23 protein-coding genes are annotated in these 22,470 nt (G+C 66.9%); 4 read left to right on the forward strand and 19 right to left on the reverse strand.

Going from position 1 to position 22,470, the window contains the following annotated elements:
- The 9 genes from A5698_RS21495 to lysE all read right to left on the reverse strand — a co-directional run.
- Window positions 1–698: uroporphyrinogen-III synthase (locus tag A5698_RS21495; protein ID WP_084792556.1), on the reverse strand; the 698-nt coding region annotated here is incomplete at its 3' end.
- A gap of 185 nt (window positions 699–883) precedes the next feature.
- Window positions 884–1,453, reverse strand: a complete 570-nt coding sequence (locus tag A5698_RS21500) for a GNAT family N-acetyltransferase (protein ID WP_067083319.1) — start codon at window positions 1,451–1,453, stop codon at window positions 884–886.
- 26 nt (window positions 1,454–1,479) lie between these two features.
- Window positions 1,480–2,367: a 5-oxoprolinase/urea amidolyase family protein gene (locus tag A5698_RS21505; RefSeq protein ID WP_068300850.1), complete on the reverse strand. Its 888-nt coding sequence runs from the start codon at window positions 2,365–2,367 to the stop codon at window positions 1,480–1,482.
- A complete protein-coding gene (locus A5698_RS21510; protein WP_067083315.1) occupies window positions 2,364–3,044 on the reverse strand; it encodes a 5-oxoprolinase subunit B family protein in 681 nt (226 codons plus the stop codon). Before A5698_RS21510 ends, A5698_RS21505 begins: the two co-directional genes overlap by 4 nt.
- Window positions 3,045–3,118: 74 nt before the next feature.
- Window positions 3,119–3,820, reverse strand: coding sequence for a queuosine precursor transporter (locus A5698_RS21515; RefSeq protein WP_067083313.1), 702 nt, complete (start codon window positions 3,818–3,820; stop codon window positions 3,119–3,121).
- 110 nt (window positions 3,821–3,930) lie between these two features.
- Window positions 3,931–4,848 carry an ABC transporter substrate-binding protein gene (locus A5698_RS21520; protein WP_068300851.1) on the reverse strand — a complete coding sequence of 306 codons (918 nt, stop codon included), beginning with the start codon at window positions 4,846–4,848 and terminating at the stop codon, window positions 3,931–3,933.
- 13 nt (window positions 4,849–4,861) lie between these two features.
- Window positions 4,862–5,971, reverse strand: coding sequence for a YeiH family protein (locus tag A5698_RS21525; protein WP_067083310.1), 1,110 nt, complete (start codon window positions 5,969–5,971; stop codon window positions 4,862–4,864).
- A 158-nt stretch (window positions 5,972–6,129) separates the two neighbouring features.
- Window positions 6,130–6,933: an SDR family oxidoreductase gene (locus A5698_RS21530; RefSeq protein ID WP_502688971.1), complete on the reverse strand. Its 804-nt coding sequence runs from the start codon at window positions 6,931–6,933 to the stop codon at window positions 6,130–6,132.
- A gap of 50 nt (window positions 6,934–6,983) precedes the next feature.
- Entirely contained in the window at window positions 6,984–7,583 is a 600-nt protein-coding gene (gene lysE / locus A5698_RS21535) for an L-lysine exporter (RefSeq protein WP_068300855.1), read from the reverse strand.
- 70 nt (window positions 7,584–7,653) lie between these two features.
- On the opposite strand from lysE, the gene A5698_RS21540 reads away from it, so the two are divergent.
- Window positions 7,654–8,541, forward strand: coding sequence for a LysR family transcriptional regulator ArgP (locus tag A5698_RS21540; protein ID WP_068300857.1), 888 nt, complete (start codon window positions 7,654–7,656; stop codon window positions 8,539–8,541).
- Here the strand turns inward: A5698_RS21540 and A5698_RS21545 are convergent.
- The 9 genes from A5698_RS21545 to A5698_RS21585 form a co-directional block, all read right to left on the reverse strand.
- The gene (locus A5698_RS21545; protein ID WP_068300861.1) at window positions 8,495–9,331 is read right to left on the reverse strand and encodes an MOSC domain-containing protein; all 837 of its coding nucleotides are present in this window, start codon (window positions 9,329–9,331) and stop codon (window positions 8,495–8,497) included. The two genes, A5698_RS21540 and A5698_RS21545, sit on opposite strands and share 47 nt — an antisense overlap.
- Complete coding sequence (locus tag A5698_RS21550) at window positions 9,328–9,684, reverse strand: STAS domain-containing protein (RefSeq protein WP_068300865.1); 357 nt, start codon at window positions 9,682–9,684, stop codon at window positions 9,328–9,330. Before A5698_RS21550 ends, A5698_RS21545 begins: the two co-directional genes overlap by 4 nt.
- Window positions 9,681–10,733, reverse strand: a complete 1,053-nt coding sequence (locus A5698_RS21555; RefSeq protein WP_068300962.1) for a cobalamin B12-binding domain-containing protein — start codon at window positions 10,731–10,733, stop codon at window positions 9,681–9,683. The genes A5698_RS21550 and A5698_RS21555 overlap by 4 nt, the downstream gene beginning before the upstream one ends.
- Window positions 10,734–10,759: 26 nt before the next feature.
- Complete coding sequence (locus A5698_RS21560) at window positions 10,760–12,403, reverse strand: GAF domain-containing SpoIIE family protein phosphatase (protein ID WP_067083298.1); 1,644 nt, start codon at window positions 12,401–12,403, stop codon at window positions 10,760–10,762.
- A 3-nt stretch (window positions 12,404–12,406) separates the two neighbouring features.
- Window positions 12,407–13,315 carry a helix-turn-helix transcriptional regulator gene (locus tag A5698_RS21565; RefSeq protein WP_231967487.1) on the reverse strand — a complete coding sequence of 303 codons (909 nt, stop codon included), beginning with the start codon at window positions 13,313–13,315 and terminating at the stop codon, window positions 12,407–12,409.
- 152 nt (window positions 13,316–13,467) lie between these two features.
- Window positions 13,468–14,628: an NDMA-dependent alcohol dehydrogenase gene (locus A5698_RS21570; RefSeq protein WP_068300869.1), complete on the reverse strand. Its 1,161-nt coding sequence runs from the start codon at window positions 14,626–14,628 to the stop codon at window positions 13,468–13,470.
- Window positions 14,629–16,083: an aldehyde dehydrogenase family protein gene (locus A5698_RS21575; RefSeq protein ID WP_068300964.1), complete on the reverse strand. Its 1,455-nt coding sequence runs from the start codon at window positions 16,081–16,083 to the stop codon at window positions 14,629–14,631. It abuts the gene before it with no gap.
- Between the two features lie 28 nt (window positions 16,084–16,111).
- Entirely contained in the window at window positions 16,112–16,900 is a 789-nt protein-coding gene (locus A5698_RS21580; RefSeq protein WP_068300870.1) for an SDR family oxidoreductase, read from the reverse strand.
- A 121-nt stretch (window positions 16,901–17,021) separates the two neighbouring features.
- On the reverse strand, window positions 17,022–17,654 hold the full coding sequence (locus A5698_RS21585; RefSeq protein ID WP_068300966.1) for a TetR/AcrR family transcriptional regulator: 633 nt from the start codon (window positions 17,652–17,654) through the stop codon (window positions 17,022–17,024).
- A 73-nt stretch (window positions 17,655–17,727) separates the two neighbouring features.
- Here A5698_RS21585 and A5698_RS21590 point away from each other — a divergent pair, with 73 nt between their 5' ends.
- Window positions 17,728–18,873, forward strand: a complete 1,146-nt coding sequence (locus tag A5698_RS21590; RefSeq protein ID WP_068300872.1) for an ABC transporter substrate-binding protein — start codon at window positions 17,728–17,730, stop codon at window positions 18,871–18,873.
- Between the two features lie 39 nt (window positions 18,874–18,912).
- Here A5698_RS21590 and A5698_RS21595 read toward each other — a convergent pair whose 3' ends face one another.
- The gene (locus A5698_RS21595; RefSeq protein ID WP_068300875.1) at window positions 18,913–20,001 is read right to left on the reverse strand and encodes an NAD(P)H-dependent amine dehydrogenase family protein; all 1,089 of its coding nucleotides are present in this window, start codon (window positions 19,999–20,001) and stop codon (window positions 18,913–18,915) included.
- Window positions 20,002–20,126: 125 nt separating this feature from the next.
- Between A5698_RS21595 and A5698_RS21600 the strand changes: the two genes are divergently transcribed.
- Together A5698_RS21600 and A5698_RS21605 are read left to right on the forward strand one after the other, a co-directional pair.
- Window positions 20,127–21,365: a cytochrome P450 gene (locus tag A5698_RS21600; protein WP_068300878.1), complete on the forward strand. Its 1,239-nt coding sequence runs from the start codon at window positions 20,127–20,129 to the stop codon at window positions 21,363–21,365.
- Between the two features lie 12 nt (window positions 21,366–21,377).
- On the forward strand, window positions 21,378–22,430 hold the full coding sequence (locus A5698_RS21605; RefSeq protein ID WP_068300880.1) for an NAD(P)H-dependent amine dehydrogenase family protein: 1,053 nt from the start codon (window positions 21,378–21,380) through the stop codon (window positions 22,428–22,430).
- Window positions 22,431–22,470 lie beyond the last annotated feature (40 nt).

The following is a 22,470-nucleotide window of genomic DNA, read 5'->3' on the forward strand; positions in this document are numbered from 1 at the left end:
AACGCGGCGAGCACCCGGTTCTCCAGGCCCATCTCCCGGGCCCGCAACAACACCGACGCCACCGCGGGCGCCGAGGTGAAGCTCACCGCGTCGAACTTCTCGTCGGCAATGCCCGCCACCAGCTGGTCGAAATCGCCGTTGTGCGGCGCGGGATGCCATCGGTACACCCGGATCGGCACGACCTCGGCGCCGGCGGCGCGCAACTCGTCGAGGAACTCCGGGAACGGGTCCCACTCCTCGGTGGCTCCGTGCAGCTGCACCGCGATGCGCTGCCCGGCAATACCGCCCTCGACCAGGTAGTGCAGCAGCTCGCGGGACGACTCCGAGTCCGGCGACCACTCCTCGGGCAGTCCGGCCGCGCGCAGCGCACCGGTCGCCTTGGGGCCGCGGGACACGACGCGCGCCTTCGCGAGCGCGGCGGTCAGGTCGCCGGCCAGCCCCCACCCGTCGGCCGCCGCGACCCAGCCGCGAAATCCGATCCCTGTCGTGGCGATCACGATGTCCGGCGGCACGTCGATCAGGGCCTCGGTGTGGGCGCGCAACTCATCATCGTCGGGCAGCGGCACCATCTGGATCGCCGCCGCGCTGGTCACCGTCGCGCCGCGGCGGCGCAGCAGCGCGCTCAGCTCGTCGGCGCGCCGGGCGGAGGTCACGGCCACCCGGAATCCGGTCAGCGGCGCCCAGTCGGGCTCAGTCATGGGACCTGTGTAGGCAGCGCATGTTTCCAAGCGATTACTTGACCATTTCGGAGGCGTGTCGGCACCGCCCGCAGCCTGCACCCACTCATGAATCGCACGTTAACGAGGCGTTATTGCGTCGGCGTGCCGTGCGGTGACCCGGCCGTGAACTTCACCTCACCTCGCGCCGGAACGAGTTGTGAGTCTCACCAGACGTCGCCCTCGCGCCAATCGCAGGTGATCTCGGCGGCGGTGTCGAGGTCGACGCTGACCGGCAGAACGAACAGCGCGTTGTCGTCGTCGGGAGTTCGGGTCAGCCCGGCCGGCGCGAGCACGGACGTCGGACCGCGCCACGGCAGCCAACCGCGCGCGATGTAGATGGGTCTGCCTGCCTCGGTCGCGCTGAGCGCGCCCAGCTGATACGCCCCGCGGATCACCTGCTCGGCCGCGTCCATCACGGCGCGGGCCAGGCCCTGCCCGCGCCAGTCCTCGCGGACCGCGACCGCTTCGACGTAACCGCACCGCAGCGCGGTGTTGCGGTAGAGCAGCCGCCGTTGCACCACGGCCGCGTGGGCGATCAGCGCGCCGTGGTCGAAGATCATTGCGTGCATGCCGCCGAGCGAGTGCTCCCAGTCGACCTCGGTGAACTCGCCCTCGAAAGCGTCGATCACCATGCGCTTGGCGTCCTCGCGCGTTTCCGGATCGAGGTCGGAAGTGTGGATCAGCCGTGCGCTGTGGATGCGCACGACGGGAACGAGAGGGTCCTGAACATGCACACTGCTTTTCTACCAGCGCGGTGTGACTAACGGCCCCCGAACGGTCGGCGCGGCCGCGACCAATGCATCCGCACGGTCTGTCCGGGACGCACCTGCGCGACCTTGTCGATGTCCTCCTCGGCCACCACACCGATCACCGGATATCCGCCCGTCACGGGGTGATCGGGGCCGAGGATGACCGGAAAACCGTTCGGCGGCACCTGAATTGCGCCGCGCGTGGCGCCCTCGCTGGAGAGCTGCCGGTCCGGCCACCGGTACTCGAGCGGCATCCCGACCAGTCGCATGCCCACCCGGTCGCTCTTGTTGGTGGCCTGCCAGTTGGTGCGAACCAAGACGTCCGGGTCGACGAACCAGTCGTCGCGGGGCCCGGGCACCACAGTCAGCTCGAGCACGTCGTCCTCGATCGCTGCCACGGGCGCCTGGTCGAGCTCGGGGAAATCCTCGGTGTGCTCGCCGACCGGCAACACGTCGCCCGGCTGCAGCGGCTGAGGGCCGATCGCCGACATCACGTCGTAGGACCGCGAGCCGAGAACCGGGTCCACGTCGATGCCGCCGCGCACGGCCAGGTACGTCCGCAGGCCGGAGCGCGGTGAGCCCAGCGAAATCACCTCGCCGTCGCGGGCGTAATGAATGCTGTTGGTGCCGAAAAGGACTCCGTCGACGGACGGGTCGGTGTCGGCGCCGGTAACGGCGATCGCGATGTCGCCGCCGCGCACACGCGCCGCTAGCCCGCCGAAGGTCACCTCGATGGTGGCCCGGTCGCCGGGGTTGGCCACCAGCCGGTTGGCCAGTGTGTGCGAGCGGCGGTCGGCGGCCCCGGAGCGGCCGACGCCCATGTGTGCAAGGCCGGGACGACCCAGGTCTTCGATCAGCGAGAGCGGACCGGAACGCAGGATCTCGAGCGTCGTCGTCATGATTCGACCGCCTTGAACTGGATCCACATGCCCGCCGTCAGCAGCGCCGGATTCTCCCGTTCGATGTCCCACAGCACCGCAGAGGTGCGGCCGATCAGCTGCCAGCCGCCGGGAGACTCCCGCGGATAGACACCGCTGAACTCACCTGCCAGACCGACGGAGCCCGTCGGGACTTTCGTGCGCGGCTCGGAGCGCCGCGGCACCTCGAGTCGACGATCACCGCCGACGAGGTAGGCGAAACCCGGTGCGAACCCACCGAACCCGACCCGCCAGAGGCTGCCGGTGTGCGCGGCGACCACGTCGTCGCGACTGAGCCCCGTCAGTCGGGCCACCTCGTCGAGATCCTGCCCGTCGTAGACGACGTCGATGGTGAGGTCGGCGCGGCCGTCGGCAGGCGGCGTCAGTTCGGCTTCCGGGTCGACGTCGGTCCGCAGTCCGCTGAGTCGCTGCCGGGTCGGAGCCTGATAGCGGGGACCTGCGAGTTTGAGCAACACGGTCCGGGCGGCAGGCACGATGTCGAGGACACCGGGCAGGTCGGCCTCGCGGATCGCGTCGGCCCACGCCAGTACCTCGGCGGTGGTCTCGAGTTCGAGCAGCAGCGCTTGGTCTCCGTAGTCGCGGATCGGAATGGCGCCGGTGCCCCGCACGTCATGTTCCTTTTCGGCTGTCACGGTCATGACTCGAAATTACCCGCGAGTAGCTAGCAATACGCCTGCTCTATGAGCCTTGCCAGAGGAGTTTTAGCGATGCCTCAAGCGGCGGGCCGATACGTCGGTTCGCGGCGCTTGATGAAGGCGATCACCCGGTACGTCACGGGTAGCACGACCACCTCCACCGCCGTCTTGTAGACCCACCCGAGCGCGACATACGTGATGAAGTCGCGCCAGGTGTTGATCCCGATGGCGGCGGCCGCGATGCTGCAGAACACCAGGGTGTCGGCGAACTCCCCGACGACGGTGGATCCGATCAGCCGTGCCCACAGCTGTTTCTCGCCCACCCGCATCTTGATCTTGACGACGACCCACGCATTGAGCGTCTGCCCGACGAGGAAGCCGGCCAGGCCCGCGACGATCAACAGCGTGAACGGCTTCATCACCGCCTCGAAAGCCGCCTGGTTGGTGTAGAAGTCGGCGGGCGGCAGCACGGCGGTGAGCCAGAACGTGAACGCGGCGAGCGCCTCCATCACGAACGCGATGTAGATGGCGCGCCGGGTGGCCTTGAATCCGTAGACCTCCGACAGCACGTCGCCGATCACGTAGGTCAGTGGGAAGACGACGAAGCCGCCGTCGGTGATCAGCGACCAGTCCCCGATGAGCGGGCCGAAGGCGATGCCCTTGGTGGCGGCCACGTTGGAGATCAGCACCAGACCGGTGAACACCGCGACCAGCGTCGGGTAGTACGCCGACCCCGTGGTCGCGAACCCGCGGTGCTCGGTCTCGATGTCGGCGGTCACCGCGCAATCTTCTCAGGACCACGTCCCAATGTCGCCGAGCGTGCACTCAGCGCGAAAAGCAGGCTCAGATTTCGTCCTGAGCGCACGTTCGACGAGCGGCACCTCGCGGGTCAGGCCAGGGCTTCGACGATGCGCGGCGGCAGTTGGTCGGCCAGCAGGGGATAGGACAGCGGGGAGGCAAATGCAATCGCGCCGGCGAGCTCCTTGCCCGTGAAGATGTTGGCCTTGCCGCGCCCCGCGATCTGCGGGTCGGCCAGCAGCGCGGCTTGTTCCTCGTCGGACTCGGTGGCCCAGATCAGCACTTCGGCGTCGAGTCCCTCGACGACTTGTAATCCCATCGCCGTGAGGAACTCCGCGCGCCATGCGGGCGTCAGGCTCTGCGGTTGCCCGTCGGCCAGCTGACCACGCAACAGCGCCGCCGTCTTGCCTGAGAACCCGGGATTGCCCTCGGACACCGCGATGAATTTGTCGCCGACGCCGGCGATCAACGCCTGCATCTCATCGTGTTTGAAGACCGCCTGGCCGATCGTGGTGGCCTGGTCTTTCCACGGTTCGAAGAACGCCTCCCTGCCGGACTGCGCGACCGTCGGCGCGATCTCGGACAGCCTCGAGTAGGTGTCGGCGTCCAACCCGGCGTTGGTGGCGACGATCAGGTCCGGCTTCAGCGCCGCGATCTGATCGACCTGGATGCCGTCGGCGAGGCTGAGCACGGTCGGCTGCGCCGATCCGAGTTTCGCTCGCGCCCACGCCCATACCGCGAACGGTTCGCCGCCGAACCATTCGGTCACCGCGATCGGCACGACCCCGAGCGCGAGCAGGTCGTCCTGCCCGGTCAGTCCTGCGCTGACCACCCGCTTGGGGGGTGCGGGGATCTTGGTCTCGCCGAAGGCGTGCTTGACGGTGACCGAGCCGTCTCGAGCCACGGTGCCGGGCTTGTCCGAACCGCATCCGGCCGTGAACCCGGCGACGACGAGCGCCGCGCCCGCGCTCACCGTCAGGAAGCCTCGTCGATTCAGCCCCTTGGCCACCCGGCGAGCGTAGCTAACCGACCTGGAAGTTCCCGAACAACACGACGGCGAGGCCGAGCGCCACGACGATGTTCACCAAGGTCGCCGAGGCGAACAGCGCGACCGGGCGCCAACCTGCCTCTTTGAGCCCCTTGAGCGAGAACTCCAGGCCGATCGCGACGAACGCGAAGATCAGGAACCAGGTCCGCAGGTCGTTGACCGTGCTGATCGCCGACTTGTTCCCGCCCCACGCCAGGTACAGCGTGCCGACGATCGACGCGGCGATGAAACCGAGCACGAACTTGGGGAAACGCTCCCAGAACTGCCCGAGTGACGGCTTGGCCTCCGCGGCCGACTTGCGTTCGACCTTGAGCGCGAAGTAGGCGGTCAGCGCGATCGCGACGATGCCGATCAACGCGTTCTGCGTGGTCTTGACGATCGTCGCGATCTGCAGTGCGTCCTCGCCGGCGATGGCCCCGGACGCGGCGACGGCGGCGGTGGTGTCGATGTTGCCGCCGATCCAGGCGCCGGCCACCGCATCGGAGAGGTTGAAAACGTCTGCGAGCCAGGGCAACAGGAAGATCGACGGCAGTGCGAACGCGATCACCAGGGAGGCCGCGTACGCGAGCTGTTCGCGCTTGGCCTGCACGGCTCCTGCCGCTGCGATCGCCGCGCTCACCCCGCAGATCGACACCGCCGACGCGAGAAGCGCCCGCAGTTTGTCCTCGAGCCGCAGCACACCGCCGAGCCACCAGGTGAAGCCGAACACGATCGAGATCAGCAGCAGCGCCTGGATGATCGCTGGGCCCGCCGCGGTGACGAGCACCTTGAGGTTGATCGACGCACCGAGCAGAACCAGGCCCGTCTTGATGAAGAACTCGGTGCGGAACCCACGCGCCAGCGCATCGCGCAGGGCCAGCCGCGACAGAACGAAGTTGCCTAGCAAGCCCAGAGCGATTGCGTAGACCGGGAATTCGATGGACTTGGCGATGCCCAAGAACGCAGTGCCGTCGGCCCACCGCGGCACCTGTGTTTCCAGGAACCGCGTCACGGCGCCCAGTGCGAGCACCACCAGCACCCCGGCGACGGCGTAGCCGACCCCGGCGGTCTGCTGCTTCGGAGCGGCCGTCGCCTGTTCGGTCACGGGATCACGCTTCCCGGAATCGCGCCCACCAAGACGAGTGCGAGCAGCGAAAGGCCGACAATGACGGCGAGCCAGTCCTCGTTCATGCGCGGAACGTACGTCGGGCGCCGCCTGTGGTCACCCGTTGGGATCAGCGCGAATCGAAACTCAGTCGAACATCAAGAGTGCGACAGCTTCTTGTTGGCGTACCGGGTCAGCCAACCCGGCGAGAACCGGGACGCGATGGTCATCACCTTGGTCTGCGTTCCGACCGGGAAGTGCACCTGATGGATCAGGCGTCGCAGGCGCGCCGGTTCGATGGCCTCGACGATCGCATCGGCGATGTCCTGGGCCGTGAGCCGGATGCCGAGCGAGTCCGTCGTGCCGGTCTTGATGTCGTGGGTCATCGCGGTCTGCACGTACAGCGGCCACATCGCGATGACGCGGATGCCGTACCGATTCCATTCGATGTCGAGTGCCTCGGTGATTCCGCGGACGAAGAATTTCGTCGCGCTGTAGTTGGCCAACTCGGCCTGCCCGTAGATCGCGGACGCCGACGAGAGGTTCACGACGACGGAGTTCCGGGTCTTGCGCAGGTAGGGAAACGCCGCGTACAAGCCGTTGACGACACCCTTGACGTTGATGTCGATCTCCTTGTGATGGCCGGCGACGTCCATCTCCTCGAATCGGCCGGCCCGCAGGATCCCCGCGTTGTTGATCATCACGTCGAGGCGGTCACCAGCGGCCTCGGCGAACTCCCGCACCCGCGTGGCCATCTCGTCGGGGTCGGTGACGTCGAGGTGGCCGGTGTGCGCGACGCCGCCCGACCGCTCGATCTCGTCGGCCAGTGATTTGAGCCCGATTTCGTCGATGTCGTATCCCCCGACCACGTATCCGTTGCGGGCGAACGTCAGCGCGGTGGCGCGGCCGATGCCGGCGGCGGCGCCGGTGATGAACACGGTTTTGCGGGAGGTAAGGCGCATCGTCATCACCTCTTCATACCCGCTCCGGCGGATATGACGTCAGCGCGGTGTCAGGTGAACGCCAGCGACAGCCCGAGCCCGACCATCGCGACCGCGATCACGCCGTCGAGGATGCGCCACGTCGTCGGGGTCGCGAACCACCCTGCGAGCCGGCGTGCGCCCAGACCGAGGCTGAAGAACCAGATCGCGCTGGCGGTGATGGCCCCGACGCCGAACAGCCAGCGTCCGTCGCGATGCTCGTTGGCCAGCGTGCCGAGCAGCACCACGGTGTCGAGGTAGACGTGCGGGTTGAGCCAGGTCAGGGCGAGGCAGGTGACGAGCACTTCGAGTAGCCGCGCCGGGCCTTTCTCCGAGGGCGTCAGCGCCGACGGCCGCATCGCGCGCCGCGCCGCGAGCGCGCCGTAACCGATGAGGAACACCGCCCCGCCGAATCTGGCGACGTCGACCGCGGCGGGATGTGCGTTGATCACCACGCCGAACCCGGCGATGCCGGCGGCGATCAGCACGATGTCGGACAGCGTGCACAAAGTTGCGACCGCCAGCACATGCTCGCCGCGGATCCCCTGGCGGAGCACGAACGCGTTCTGCGCGCCGATCGCCGCGATCAGCGCGAACGAGGCCAGGAAGCCCACCACCAGGGGAGAGGTCATGGGTCGACGGTAAGATCGCCGACGGGATCAGTACAGCTAATGTTTCTGTAGATGCATTAGCATTGCTAATGTGGCGATCGACGGTCAGCAGCTGGCGGCGTTCGCGGCGGTGATCGAACACGGCTCGTTCGACGCGGCGGCGGCACAGTTGCATGTCACGCCGTCGGCGGTCAGTCAGCGCATCAAGGCCCTCGAACAACGGGTCGGTCAGGTCTTGGTGGTCCGCGAAAAACCCTGTACTGCAACCGCAGCCGGTGTTCCGCTGTTGCGTATGGCGGCACAGACCGCGCTGCTGGAGGCGGAGGCGCTCACGGAGATGACCGGCGGCAGCGGAAGCGAGCCTCGAATTGCCATGGCGGTCAACGCCGATTCAATGGCCACGTGGTTCACCGAGGTGTTCGCCGCACTAGGCGAAGTACTGTTCGACATCCGTATCGAAGATCAGGACCACTCGGCGCGTCTGTTGCGTGAGGGTGTGGTGATGGGCGCGGTGACGACCGAGAGCGCACCGGTGTCGGGGTGCCGGGTGCATCCGCTGGGGGTGATGCGTTACGTCCCGGTGGCCAGTCCTGGATATCGCGACCGGTATCTGCCCGACGGCTTCACCGCGGCCGCGGCCGCACACGCACCGTCATTGGCGTGGAACCGCGACGACGCGCTGCAGGACATGTTGGTGCGCAGGGTGTTTCGCCGTGACATCGCCCGGCCCCAGCATTTCGTGCCCACGGCGGAGGGGTTCGGAGCGGCGGTAGAGGCGGGACTGGGCTGGGGGATGTTCCCGGACGCGTTGGCCGGACCGCGCCTGGACGACGGATCATTCGTGCGGATCGCGAAGGCGCACCTCGACGTTCCGCTGTTCTGGCAGTGCTGGAAGCTCGACAGCCCGATAGTCGAACGGGTCACCGGCGCCGTCACCGCTGCTGCGGCGGACCGACTCTCACCTCGTCGCCGGTACTGATGGCGCCCGTGGCGACGACCTCGGCGTACACCCCGGCGCAGGGCAGTTTTCCCGACTCGGGCACCTCGACCCGATTGTGGTCCAGCAGGTACCGCACGGCATCCGGAAGGCGCGTGGTGTCTCCGTGTTTGAGCGTCGGCACGGCACACCGCGGGGTGGTCAGGGTGACACGGAGCGTGACCTCACCGAGCGCGATCTCGGAGCCGACCCAATCGTTCTCCACGAAAGGTTCGGTGTCGTCGGCCATTTCGATGATGACGTTCGGCCGATACCGCAGCGCCTCATCCAAGCCGACGCCGATCGCGTCGAGCGTTGCCGTGGTGATCAGGTGCACCGGGGAATGGTCGACGAACGCGCCGTCCGGTGCGCCCTGTCCGAGTTCCAGCAGCACCGGATCGAACTCGGCGTCGATGCCGTGCTCGAGCACCTCCAGCGGATCGGACCGTTCGAGGATCGCGCCCGCGGCCCGTTCATCGGCGACATGCACGGTGCGGCCCAGCATCTCGGACAGGGGAGCACCCACCTCTGTGACCGGCATGCGGCGGCCGTCGGGCAGCGTGACCGCGACGCTGCCGTCCTCCTCGGTACTCGACGCGCACTGCAGCAGCGCACTCCAGCGGCGTGGATGTTTGGCGGTCGCGACACGCCCCGTCTCCTCGTCGATCAGCGCGTACTGCCGGTCGCCTTCGACACCCGTGGGCCCGACCCGGATACGCTGGGGTGTCTCGCCGAGCATCGATTTCACCGGGTAGCGCTTGAGCGCCACCACCCGGCCCGCCGTCCCGGTCAACCGATCTCGATCTCGTCCGGGCGTTGTGACGCGGCGACCGGCACGGTGGTGAAATGGTCCAGAAGGCCGGTGATCTCGAGGACGCGCTCGAGGTGGGGTGGCCGGTTGTCGAGATGCAGCATTACTCCGGAGCGTGACACCTCGCGGTGAACGATCAACAGGGCAGACAGCCCAGTGGAGTCGAGGAACCCGAGTCCGGTGAAATCCAGGTGCAGTTCTCGCACGCCGGCTTTGGCGGAAATCAGCTCGGATACGGCGTCCAGCAACGGCGCGGTGTGGCCGTAGTCGAGGTCGCCGGCGACGTGAATGCGTGCCGAGGGAATCGTGATCTCGGACTTCAGGGTGAGTTTCATGCGATCGGTGTGGAGTCGGGGACGAGGGCGGTGCGTGCGGCGGCCAGCATGCGCTGGGTCCGCGGAAAGTCTTGCAGCTGAGCGGCCAACAACTCCAGCCCGGGAATCAGTGACGTGGCCGGGACGCCGCGGGAACTGAGCACTTCGGCGGTCCACACGATGAAACCGGTGAACAGCTCGTCGTCATCGGTGTAGAGAGCGGTCGCGAGGAAGTCGACGATGTGGGCGATGTCCTCGGTGGTGCGTTCGCGTTGCGCCTCGGTGTAGTCCCGCATCGCGGGGAAGCGGTCCTCCAGGTCTGCCACAGTCGTCTTGACCAGCTGCGGTTTTGACGCGCTGACCATCGAATACTCCTGATCGACTAGATGCGGGAGGTCTTGGTGGGCCTGCCTGTTCGGCGTCAGTCGAAGCCGTCCGATGCCCTCGCTCAGGCATTGCGCGGCGGCGCGGGCGTCGGGCGCCCACGCATCGGCACCGAGCAGTCGCGCGTAGCGCCCGTCCGGCCCGAACGCCGCACCACCGACGAGCACCGAGACGCCGGCCCCCTGGCACGCCGTGATGGCGGCATGGGCGGTGGGCAGCCGGGTCGGAATCGAACACGACAACGCGACGGCGTCGGGCGCGTGCTGATGCAGATGTGCGATCAGGTGCGGCGTCGGCACCTGGGCGCCGAGGAAGTCCACCCGCCAGCCCCGCAGACGCAGGACTTCGGAGAGCAGGCGGGCGGGCAACGCGTGCCATTCCCCGTCCACGCAGGCGACGGTGACGCGTCCGGCATTCCCGGTGGACCTATCGGCCGTGTGCTGTGCCAAAGCGGCGATGACTCGGTCGTTGATCGCGGTTGCCGCGTGTTCCTGCGCGACGGTGATCCGATTGGCCGCCCACTCCGTGCCGACCTTGCGCTGGACCGGGGCGATCACCTCGAGCAGTGCGTCCTCGGGTGACAGGCCCGCGTCCACCGCCGCGAAGACGACGGCCACCGCCGTCTGTTCGTCACCGTCGAGCGCCGCCTCCCACAACCGGTCGCGCACGGCGGACGGCTCGGTCACCGATGCTGCGTCGGTGTTCTGACTGTTCACGCGATGTACCTGCCTGGGGTGCGGCCGTCGACGGCGCTGAGATGTGTCCGGCGCGGCGCCGTGATGGCGACGACGGCCATATCGTCATGGTCCCGACCGGTTACCCATTGCGACGCCAGCATCATCATCCGCTCGACGACCGCCTCGGCGGGCAACCCCGCGCATTGCGCCATCGCGTCGGACAACCGTTCGTCGCCGAACACCTCCGCGCCGAGCGGGCCGCCGCGCGCCTCGGTGAGGCCGTCGGTGTACAGCAGGCACGTTTCACCGGGCGCCAGCGTCGTTTCGCACGAGCGCGCCTTGAACTGGGGCAGCGCGCCCACCAACATGCCCCGGGTATCGGCCTGCTCGACGGTTCCGTCGTTGCGCACGATGAGGGGCGGGGGATGCCCCGCGCACGTCATACGCACCACCAACTGGCCGTCCCGGCGTGAGATGGAGGCCAGCACCACGGTGGCGAAGCGGCTGTTGTCCGGGCTCAGCAGGGCGCTGTTGAGCAGCTTGAGCACCGCCTCGTGCTGATCGGCGAGCGGGGCCAACGCCTGCAGGGTGTTGCGGATCTTGCCGCTGAGCACCGCGGCCTCGAGACCCTTGCCGCAGACGTCGCCGAGCACCACGAGCGTTTCGCCGTCCGGTGTCTGCGGGGGGTGAACGTCGTAGAAGTCGCCACCGACCAGCTGGTGGTCATCCGAGGCGCGATAGCCGCCGGCGAGCTCGAAATCCCCGTGCTGAGCCAGCCGAGGCGGGAGCAGGTCGCGCATCAGCGTGCGGGTGATCGCCGACTGCTCCGCGTACAGCCGCGCGGCCGACAACGCGGCACCCGCGCGCGTCGCGAACAGGCGGGCGAACAACTCCTCGCTCTCGGTGAACGCCGACTGCGAGTCGCGGCGCAGCAACACCAGCGCGCCGGCCGGAACGCCGTGGCCAGGAAGCGGCGTGATGAGCACCGAACCCACCGGCCCGGCGAAGTGCGACGGAATCATCCAATCGGGCACCGACGCCGGATCGATCCACCGCGACGGCACCGGGGGGAACCCGCGGAGCGCCTCGCTGAGGCCGGAAATCTCGGTCGGGTCGGCTTCGACGCTGCGGTGCTCGGCGACACCGTCGGGACCGCTGCAGACCACCGGCATCCGGTCGTCCCTGACGGGGGCGACGACGACAGCCGCGTCGGCCAGATGGCGGTCGGCCATCTGCACCGTGGCCTCCATGCAGCGCTCGACGTTCAGCGACGCCATCAACACGGCCGAGACGTCGTCGAGCAGCGCCGCGCGCTCCCGCTGGACCTCGAGATCCCGTTGCGCGTCGCGCACCGATTGGTCGGCGTCCTCGATCAGCCACCACGCGACTTCGCCGCCGGGCAGTGAACTGGGGCGCGCCTCGAACGCGATCCCCCCGAGCTCACCACGGGTCTCGCCGGACCGCTGTCGCATCAGACTGTCGTGCGCCTGCACCAGCCATTCCGGCGCCGCGTCCGCCAGCCTCCGTCCGACCTCGGCGTCGGCCAGCAGCGACTGCGCGCTCGCACTCAGTCCGCGGATCACCCCGGAGCGGTCGATGACCAGCACCGGGTGCGGAACGGACTGCCACCCCGCCGCCGCATTCGGTGCCTCGGTTCTCACGCATTCATCGCCGCTCATCGGTCAACTCCGCAGTGTGGCCGAGGGTGTGCGTCCATACGTCTGGCGGTACAAGCTCGAGAAACGACCGGTGTGGGTGAAGCCCCACCGGTGGGCAATCGCGTTCACCGAGGCCGTGGTGGGATCCTCACGGGACAGATCGCCATGAGCATGATCCAACCGGACCCGCCGCAGGTACTCCATCGGCGACGCGTCGAGGTGTCGCCTGAACATGTATTGCAGGGTACGGGGGGTGACGTGCACGGCGGCGGCGATATCGGTGACCGTGACCTCGTCGGCGGCATTGGCCTCGATATAGGCGATCGCCTTGCGCAGCAGCGCGGGCCTGGCCGCGCCGTCCGCCGCCTCCGGTTCCGCCACCGCGTCGGTGGGCAGCGCGGACACCACGACCGAGGCCAGCAGCATTGCAACGGTGGACATGACCAGGGGAGACGCCTCCTGGTCGCTATCCACGACCTGCTTGACGAAGTCGAACGTCGCGTCGAGGAGCCGCGCGCCCCGCGCCGAGACCGGTCGATGGCTCAGAAGACGGATCGGTTCACCCGGACCGGATGCGGGGCAAGCCACGCGGCCGAGCAGTTCGGGATCGAACATGATCAGGTCGTATCGGGCCTCGCGGACCCGACCGGAGTACGGCAGATGCGGGGGCGACACCAGCGCCACGTCGCCCGGTGCCAACACATCTGTGGGCTGGCCGAAGATGTCATCCTCGATGTGCCCGTCGAGGACGCGGCACAGGCACACCTTGTCGAGGGGCTCGGAGTCGTAGGACATCTCGTAGGAGAACTGGGCCTCGTCGTAATTGATCTCGCCGAGCCACTTTCGACTGATCCGGGTCGAAGGGCGCTCGCCCTGACCGCCGATCGACATCTTCGCGTAGTTGCGCACGAGGAAGTCCTCGGTCGCGCTCAAGTCGTCACTGTGAAAGACGACATCGGAACTCGAAAGCATCACACCCCTGCAGACAGGAAAAACCGCTGGGAGGCGTGGGCTCAGCCCCTGATCAAACCGACTCTACCCTGCACCGGCTCCACGTCGTCTGTAAAAAGCGCGGCACCGCTTCCTCAGAAAGCGATGACGCCGCGGAGGTTGCGCCCGGCGCGCAGATCCTTCATCGCCTCGTTGATGTCGTCCAGCTTGTACTTCTGCGTGACCAACTCGTCGAGTTTGAGGGTGCCCGCCTCGTACATCGACAGCAGCCGTGGCATGGCTTCGCGAGGATTCATCTCGCCGTAGAGCACTCCTTTGAGGGTCTTACAGGAACTCACCATGTCGGGCAGGCTCAGCGGGACCATCATGTCGCTGACCTTCGCCATGCCGGTGAGCACGCAGGTGCCTCCCTTGCGCAGCAGCATCAGCGCCACCATCACGAGGTCGACCGGCACCACGCCCGGTGTCAGCACGACGCGGTCCGCCATCACACCCCAGGTGATCTCCTTGACCAGTTCCAGGGCCGCGCCGGCGTCGACTGCGGTGTGCGTCGCGCCGAAGGTGGGCGCGATCTCGCGTTTGAACTCGTTTGGGTCGACAGCGACGATGTGTCTGGCGCCGGCGACTTTGGCGCCCTGCACGGCGTTCATGCCGATACCGCCGACACCGATGACAACGACGGTGTCGCCGGGCTGGGTGCCGGCCGCTACCGATCCCGAGCCGAAACCGGTTGTCACGCCACATGAAACCAGCGATGCGGCCTCGAGCGGGATCCAGTCGTGGATCTTGACCAGCGAGCGCTCGGACGCCACCACGTACTCGGAGAAGGTGCCGACCTGCATCATGGCCATCAGGTCTTCACCGCCGATGTGGCGCCTGCAGGTGCCGTCGGTGGTCATGGCCTTGCTGTAGATGTCGGCGCCGACGTCGCAGAGGTAGGTGTACCCGCTGGCGCACCAACGGCAGTTGCCGCACGCCGGCAGGAACGAGATCGCCACGTGGTCACCGGGTTTGAGCGTCTTCACTTCGGGGCCGACCTCTTCGACGACACCCGAGCCCTCGTGGCCGCCGAGCATCGGGAACCATTCGGGCACCGGCACGCCGGAGGCCCGCATCAGTTCTTCCATCTCCGGACTCGGCACGCTGTCGCCGGTGTAGAAATGCTCGTCGGAATGGCAGATCCCGGCGTAGGCCATCTTGACCAGCACCTCGCCGGCGCGGGGCGGGTCCAGGTCGACGTCGGTGACTTCCCAGTCGACGCCCACTCCGCGCAGCACGGCGGCTCGAGATTTCATCTACGACTCCTTTGGCCAGCCGACAGTCTTGGTTTCGGTGAAGATTTCGAGGCCTTCGATGCCGCACTGCCGCCCGACACCGGATTGCTTGTAGCCCCCGAACGGAGCGTCCGCGCCGTACCAGAGGCCGCCGTTGATCCCGAGGGTCCCGGTGCGGATCCGGCCGGCCACCGACTTGGCCCGCTCCAGGTCGTTGGCGAACACCACGCCCGACAATCCGTAGATGGAGTCGTTGGCGATCCGCACCGCATCGTCGTCGTCGTCGAATCCGATGACCGACAGCACCGGGCCGAAGATCTCCTCCTGGGCGATCGTCATCCGGTTGTCGACGTCGGCGAAAACCGTAGGCTCGACAAAGAATCCCTTCTCGAGGTGTGAAGGAATGTTGCCGCCGGTGACGACCCGTGCCCCTTCCTGCTTGCCCTTCTCGATGTAGCCCATCACCCTGTCCTGCTGGCGCTTCGATACCTGGGGGCCTTGCAGCACGGAGGGGTCGGTGGGGTCACCGTACTTGTTCTTCTCCATGGCGACCTTGACGATCTCGACCGCCTCGGCGTATCGACTGTTGGGCACCAGCAACCGGGTCGGCATGGCACAGCCCTGTCCGGCATGCATGGAGATGAACGCGCTGCCGCCGACCGTCGAGCTGATGTCGCCGTCGTCGTCGAGCACCAGATACACCGACTTGCCGCCGAGTTCGAGGAATGTCGGCTTGACGGTGTCGGCGGCCGCCTTCATGATGCGTCGCCCGGTCGCCGTCGACCCGGTGAAGGCCACCATGTCCACAAGGGGAGAGGTCGAGAGCACCTCGCCGACCAGATGGTCCGACGAGGTGACGATGTTGATCACCCCGGGTGGAATGTCGGTCTGCTCGGCGATGATCCGGCCGATGCGGGTGGCGTTCCACGGCGTATCGGGAGCCGGCTTGAGCACCGTCGTGTTGCCCATCGCCAGGATCGGCCCGATCTTGTTGAGGATGATCTCGACCGGGAAGTTCCACGGCGTGACGACGCCGACCACCCCGACGGGTTCCTTCCACACTTCGCGCGCGGCGAGTGTGCCCATGCCGAAGGCATCTTTGTCGGGAAGCGTTCGCTTCCAGGGGAACTGGGCGATCATGTCGGCCGGCCAACTCAAGGCCTCCTTGAGAGGGACGTCGAGCTGCGGCCCGAACGTGCTCAGCAGCGGGCAGCCGGCCTCTGCAATGAGCTCGCTGCGGATCTCTTCGCGTTCAGCCTCCAGCGCCGCCTGTAGTTGACGCAGTCCTGCGGCCCTCGCTTCACCGTTTCGCGACCAGTCGCTGTGGTCGAACGCGTGGCGGGCGGCCGCCACCGCCCGTTCCATGTCGGCGCGGGTGCCGTCGGCGGCGCCACCGAGGACCTCCTCGGTCGCGGGGTTGATGTTGTCGAACTGCCGGCCCGTTTCGGATTCGACGAGCTTGCCGTCGATGAGCATGCGCGATTCGTGTGTCACCGGGTGTCCTTCACCACTGTCGAAGTTCGGCTACAGCCCCCGACGGTCTGGGAGCCAATGTCAGGTAGGGGATAAAACTGCTGTTTCCGCAACGAAGTACGTTGTGCACGACGTCGACGAGGTGCTCGGCCTCGACGAGACCGCCCTGCATGTAACCGTTGTCCATCCAGAACCGGATGGCGTTCTCGAGCGCCTGCGGATCCCAGGCCTTGTTGAATTCGGTCTGGGAGTCTCCCTCACCGCCGAAGCAGTCGCCGACCGCCAGCCGGGTGAAGCTGATGTTCGGATGTTCGATGCGCCAGGCTTCGACCAGTTTGTCCAACGCCGCCTTCGATACGGCGTAGGCACCCAGCAGGGGCCAGGGGGGAGAGTAGGAAGCGCTGAGGGATGAGAGGTAGACCGCCGACCCCGCGTTAGCCGCGAGGTGAGGTGCAGCCGCCGCGGTGACGAGAGAGGCGCCGGTGACGTTGGTGGCGAACAGATTTGCCCATTGCTCGGCCGTCACGTCGGTCAGCGGGGCGAGAACGCCGACGCCGGTCGTGTAGACGAGGGCGTCGAGACCGCCGAATTCGTCGACGACGTCGGTCATGGCGCGTTGACAGGCGTCCGCGTCCGTGACGTCGCACGCGACGGCCACCGCACCGTTGCCCGCCTCCTTGGCGGCGTTCTCGAGGCGGTCACGACGCCGCGCAAGGAATGCGACCCGAGCGCCCTCCTTCGCGAGCCCGATACCGATGCAGCGGCCGAGACCCGCAGACGCTCCGACTACAGCGACTCGCAGCGATGGCGCGTCTGACATCAGATCTCCTTGAGATGAGGGCGAAGCAACATTATCAGTCCGGTAGAAGAACAATAATCAAAAATGGAAACGCTCATTTCCGTACGGTAGGCCATCATCCCGAGTCGCGAATCAATCACTACTACCGCCTGACTACCTTGCGCGGCTCCGTCGCGAAACTGAGCAACAGCCGGTCGAGTATCCGTGCCGCACGACCGCGTGCGCGGCCGGGGCTCTTCGCGTGCGCCACCAGAAGCGCGCCCTCCTCGAGCGCTGCGACGAGCATGTGCGTGAGCTCGGCAACGGGCAGATCGTCGATGCTGCCTTCGGCGACGGCATTGCGCACCATCTCGTTGATCAACGCGATGCTGTTGTCCTCCTGGATCGCGCGCAGTGTCCGCCAGCCCAGGACGACAGGCCCGTCGACCAACATGATGCGCTGCACCTCGGGTTCGAGTGCAGACTCGAGGAAGCCGTGAAGACCAGCGCAGAGTCGCTCCCACGAGTCCGCTCCGCGCGGCGGGGAGGACAGCGACCGCAAGGTGAGGTCCCGCTCGACCTCCTCGAACACTGCGCGGAAGAGCTCGGCCTTGTCCTTGAAGTGGTGGTAGAAGGCGCCGCGGGTGCCGACACCCGAGGTCGTGACCAAGTCGCCGATGCTGGTGTTGAAGTAGCCCTTCTCCACGAACAGGACGCGCCCGGCATCGATGAGGTGACGCCGCGTTTGATCTCCGCGAGCGCGTCGTTCCGAGTCCGTGCCACCACGCTTGGCCATGCGGAGCATGCTAGCAACATTCACCGTGTAGGTTATCGGTTGCGGACAACCTGCATGTTGTACGTTGCTGAATGTGGCAGACGAAGATGTTCGCGCGTACGGATCGGTCGCCCCGCTGAAAGTCGGCCTGCTCAACGACTATCCGACGAGGTCCAGCACCGAGGACGACACGCTGGACACGCTGCGGCTGGTCTTCGAGGAAGCGGTATCCGCGGGACTCGTCGACCGGCCGATCGAGGTGGTGCGCCGCGACGTCATCGGTCTGCCCAACGGGACGTACCACGCCGTCGAACGCGGTTACGACGAGCTGGTCGCCGAAGGCTGCCTGGTGATCTTCGGCCCGTACGTCTCCGACAACGCAGTGCCGCTGTCCGCGCACGCCAACCGGGTGGGCAAGGTCCCGAATCTCATCCTGTCGGGATCGGAGGAGGCGCTGGGGGAGTGGACGTTCGCGCTCAACAACGGGTCGATGCCCGAGGAGCCGGTCATGCTCGCCGCGGTGATGCTCGGCGATGAAAGGTCGCGTATCGCCATCGCCTATGAGGCCTCTCTCATCGGCAAGGAGTATCTCGCGTTCGCCGAAAAGGCGTATTCCGCAGCGGGATTGAAGGTCGTGGCCACGGCGGCCATACCGCAGGTCGAAGCGGACAAGGCGGCGGTGGTCGCCGAACTGCGGGCGGCCGGCCCCGATGCGCTGGTGCACGTCGGGTTCGGCCACGGGCTGTGGGGCTTCTCGGACGCCCTGGAGAGTGCCGGCTGGGATCCGCCGCGCTACACCACGACGGCGTTCGAGATGGCGCACATCAACGCGGAGTGGATGCGCCACCTGCGCGGCTGGATCGGTCTCGACAGCTACGACGAGCGCAACCGTGTCGGTCAGGCCTTTCTCGACCGGTTCGAGGCGCGTTACGGCCGACGACCGGCGCACTCGATGCCCGGCTTGTGTCACGACGTCGCGACCGTGATCGCCCGAGGCCTGGCGGCGGCGAGGCCGCTGACCGGCGAAGGGGTCAAACACGGAATCGAGCAGGTGAAGCTCGTGCCGTCGGCGAGCGGAGCCCCGGGGACGTTCCTCCGGTTCGGCCGTTACATCAGGCAGGGTTGGCTGGGCTCCGATTACCTGATCGCGCGCCGAGTGCTACCGGACGGAAGCGGACACGTATTCCACGCGGCGCCGAGCGACAACATCTCGCGCGCAGTGAATTCCCGCCGAGACTGAGCTTGTGCGCGATGATGACGCGAATTCTCCTGCAGAAGCTCAGTTTCGGCGCTGGCTGCCCAGCTGGATCGCCCCGAACACCGGCGCCGTGACGATCCCGGGTGGCTGGGCCCTCACGTAGGGAATCGCCCGGACAGCGCCCATCGCGATCATCAGATGCCCCGGTTGCGCGTGCTGCCCGCTGGGCACCTTGCCGTCCCAGCCGACGTCGAGCGCGAGCTCGAAACTCGGTTCGCCCTTGATGACGGCGCGAATCAGCGGCGCCTTCTCTCCAGGGGCAAGCGGCGTAAGCCCCCACTGGGGGAGGTTCCGCGTGAGGACCCATTCCTCGTGGATGGCCAGCAAGGGGCGGCCCGACCAGTGGCCAACCCATGAGAACCGTTGACCGACGACCGTTCCCGCCTCGATAGTGCCGGCCGGCACCTCCAGGTCGTGCGGAAGCGTGGTGGCATCGACGGAGACCTCGACGTGCGACAGCGTGACGCCGAGAACGTCGGCGGTGGCGTTGAGCGCCTGACGGTACGCCATGTCGAGCTTCTTGATGATCGGCGAGTCGACGCTGACGTCCTCGGGCGGTCTGCCCATACCCATCAGATCGACGAGCATGGGTCGGCTGTCGACCGCCGAGACATCGGTCGCTTCGTAGAGGTCGATCCGGTCGATCGACTTGCTCAGCCCCGTCACCGTCGCCACCAGGCGTTCGAACATGAACCCCGGGTTCTCGCCCGCGGCGTGGAATCGGGACTGTCCCGCGCGACAGGCTTGCGCGAATGCCGTCTCGGCCTCGGCGCCGTAGGTGGGCAGATGGTTGTAGGACGTCGTCGTGATGACGTCCGTGCCCGCCGCGAGCAGTCGGCAGATGTCGTCGGCGTTGGTGTCAACGGCATGGGCCTTGCTGGCAGCATGGATGACGACGTCGGCGCCGAGTCCGAAGATCTCGTCCTTGTCGGTGGTGGCGAGCACGCCCGTCGTCGGCGGCAGACCGCACAGAGCGCCGGCGTCCAGCCCCTCCTTCGCGGGGTCGTACACGAGGACGCCGACCAGTTGAAAATCCGGGTTCTCAATCAGTTCGGCCAGCGCAGCGCGACCGACGGCGCCCGTGGCCCATTGGACGACTCGAGTTACCAATCGAACGCTCCCGGTGTGCTTTTCACTGATGCCATGGCCTGGCCTCGGCCAAACGTACATGATGGAGGTCGGCAACCACCAGGGTGTATGTTGATAGCGGCCGATCCGCAGTGAGGAGTCGTCGCATGTTCGAGCCGGCGAGCGTCGAGGATCTCGAGCAGAGCATTCGAGACGCTCAGGACAAATTCAATGCGGGCATGGGCGCCGACGGTGACGCCACCCCGTACCCCCTCCTCAAGGAGCTGCGGGCGCAGGCGCCGGTGCATGCCGGGTGGCCCGAGATGGGCATGATCGGCAATTCGGGAGACGGCGCGCCGACCTTCACGGCGTACACGTTCGACACGGTCAAGGCGATCTTCACCGACAACATCACCTTCAGCACCCGCTGTTACGAGGACGTCGTGCGGCCACTACAGGGCCCCACCATCCTCGAGATGCAGGACCCCGAACACGCCATCTATCGCAAGCTGCACGAATTCGCCTTCGCGCGCTCATCGATGAAACGGTGGGATACCGAACTCGTCGGCCCGCTGGTGGACCGAACCCTTGCCAAAATCAAGGACGCCAAGCGCGCCGATCTCGTCGACGCGGTGTTCATGCCCATTCCGGTGCGGGTGATCGCAGCTTTACTGGGGCTTCCCGATTCCGATGTCCTGCACTTCCACCGACTGGCGATCGACCTACTGGGCTTCCGCGGCGACATGGACTGCGCGATGCGGGCCTCGGCGAAGATGAAGGAGTACTTCGTCGGGATCCTTGCCGACCGGCGCAAGGAGCCGAAGGACGACATGGTGTCCATCCTCGCGGCCGCAGAGGTCAACGGCGTGAAGATGTCCGACGAGCAGATCTACGGATTCATGCGCAATCTTCTGCCCGCCGGCGCCGAGACCACGTCACGCTCGACCGCCAGCCTGGCCTACGCACTGCTGACCCATCCCGATCAACTCGACGCGGTTCGCGCCGACCGCAGCCTGTTGCCGCAGGCCATCGAGGAAGGCATCCGCTGGGAAACCCCGCTGCTCAATTTCATGCGCGAGGTCACCCGCGACACCGAGATCGGCGGAGTTCACGTACCCGCGGGCGCGACGATGATGCTCAGTCTCGGCAGCGCAAACCACGATGAAACGCGGTGGGACGAACCGGAGAAGTTTGACATCTTCCGGGAACGCAAGCCGCACATCGGGTTCGCGCACGGGGCCCACGTCTGCCTGGGTATGCATCTCGCTCGGCTCGAGACCACGAAGATCTTCAACGCCCTGTTCGACGAATTGCCCGGACTCCGGCTCGATCCCGACGCGCCGGAGCCCTACATCACCGGGACGATGTTCCGCTCGCCCCCTCGCCTCGACGTCGTGTGGGATTGAGGTGGCACGCATATGACACGAGTGATTCAATGGGCGACCGGTGTGACGGGAACGATGGCGCTTCGCCACATCCTCGGCCGGCCCGATCTCACGGTCGTCGGCGTTCGTGTCTACGATCCGGCAAAAGCCGGTGTCGACGCGGGCGCGCTGTGCGGCGTCGGCGAGGCCGGGGTCCTCACCAGCGACGACCGCGACGCCATCATCGCCACCGATGCCGATGTGGTGCTCTATATGGGCAAGGTCGAAATCGACACCCCGGGCTGCTTCGCCGACGTCTGTGACCTGCTCGCCTCGGGTAAGAATGTGGTCGCCACGGGCAGCAGGTTCATCCATCCGCGCTCACTGCACGAATCGCTGGCCGACGGCATCGAAAATGCTTGTGAGGCAGGCACATCCTCATTCCTCGGGGTGGGCCTGTACCCAGGCTTCTTCGGTGAGTCGATCGCGCCTCTTCTGTCGCGGCTCACCCAGCAGACGAACCGGATCACCGTCCGCGAAGTGCTCAACTACTCCACCTACGCCAGTCACGACCTGATCTTCAATGCCATGGGCTTCGGTCACGCGCCCGACGACACCACCCCACTGCTCGCCAACGCCGAGTATGCGGCGAGCGCATGGATCGGCAGCGCGACGGTGCTTGCCCAGGCGCTCGGATTGCGCATTCGGTCGGTCGAAGGGTTCCGTGAGGTCGTGACGACGCCGCGCGCGTTGACCGTCGCCGCGGGCGAGATCCCTTCGGGCACTGTCGGTGCCATGCGGTTCGGCGTGGTCGTCGACTGCGGCGAGACTACGATATCGGTCGAGCATCTCACCCGCATGGCTGACGATCTCGCCCCGCACTGGCCGAACGAGATCGGATACGATCTTGCCTTCGAGGGTGAGCCGAACATGCGGATACACCTCGAAATCGGTTCTCCCGGTGAGGACCACGCCGAACAGGGCTGCTTGGCCACCGCGATGCACGCGATCAACGCCATACCCGCAGTCGTCGCGGCCGAGCCGGGGCTCTACGACCTGTCGGGCATCGCGCCGTTCGTCGCGCACTGGACCAACCGCAGCGACTAGCTGTCGCGATAGTACACCGGTGATAACGTAGGTTCTCACA

The sequence above is a fragment of the Mycobacterium sp. E136 genome, from assembly GCF_001666865.1.
Classification (GTDB): domain Bacteria; phylum Actinomycetota; class Actinomycetes; order Mycobacteriales; family Mycobacteriaceae; genus Mycobacterium.

Bases quoted from the DNA above. Each gene is read 5' to 3' on its own strand.
- A5698_RS21505 (WP_068300850.1), bottom strand. From the start codon at position 2,367: ATGACGACGACGCTCGAGATCCTGCGTTCCGGTCCGCTCTCGCTGATC.
- A5698_RS21510 (WP_067083315.1), bottom strand. From the start codon at position 3,044: ATGACCGTGACAGCCGAAAAGGAACATGACGTGCGGGGCACCGGCGCC.
- A5698_RS21530 (WP_502688971.1), bottom strand. From the start codon at position 6,933: ATGCGCCTTACCTCCCGCAAAACCGTGTTCATCACCGGCGCCGCCGCC.
- lysE (WP_068300855.1), bottom strand. From the start codon at position 7,583: ATGACCTCTCCCCTGGTGGTGGGCTTCCTGGCCTCGTTCGCGCTGATC.
- A5698_RS21550 (WP_068300865.1), bottom strand. From the start codon at position 9,684: ATGAAACTCACCCTGAAGTCCGAGATCACGATTCCCTCGGCACGCATT.
- A5698_RS21560 (WP_067083298.1), bottom strand. From the start codon at position 12,403: ATGAGCGGCGATGAATGCGTGAGAACCGAGGCACCGAATGCGGCGGCG.
- A5698_RS21570 (WP_068300869.1), bottom strand. From the start codon at position 14,628: ATGAAATCTCGAGCCGCCGTGCTGCGCGGAGTGGGCGTCGACTGGGAA.
- A5698_RS21575 (WP_068300964.1), bottom strand. From the start codon at position 16,083: ATGCTCATCGACGGCAAGCTCGTCGAATCCGAAACGGGCCGGCAGTTC.
- A5698_RS21580 (WP_068300870.1), bottom strand. From the start codon at position 16,900: ATGTCAGACGCGCCATCGCTGCGAGTCGCTGTAGTCGGAGCGTCTGCG.
- A5698_RS21585 (WP_068300966.1), bottom strand. From the start codon at position 17,654: ATGGCCAAGCGTGGTGGCACGGACTCGGAACGACGCGCTCGCGGAGAT.
- A5698_RS21600 (WP_068300878.1), top strand. From the start codon at position 20,127: ATGTTCGAGCCGGCGAGCGTCGAGGATCTCGAGCAGAGCATTCGAGAC.
- A5698_RS21605 (WP_068300880.1), top strand. From the start codon at position 21,378: ATGACACGAGTGATTCAATGGGCGACCGGTGTGACGGGAACGATGGCG.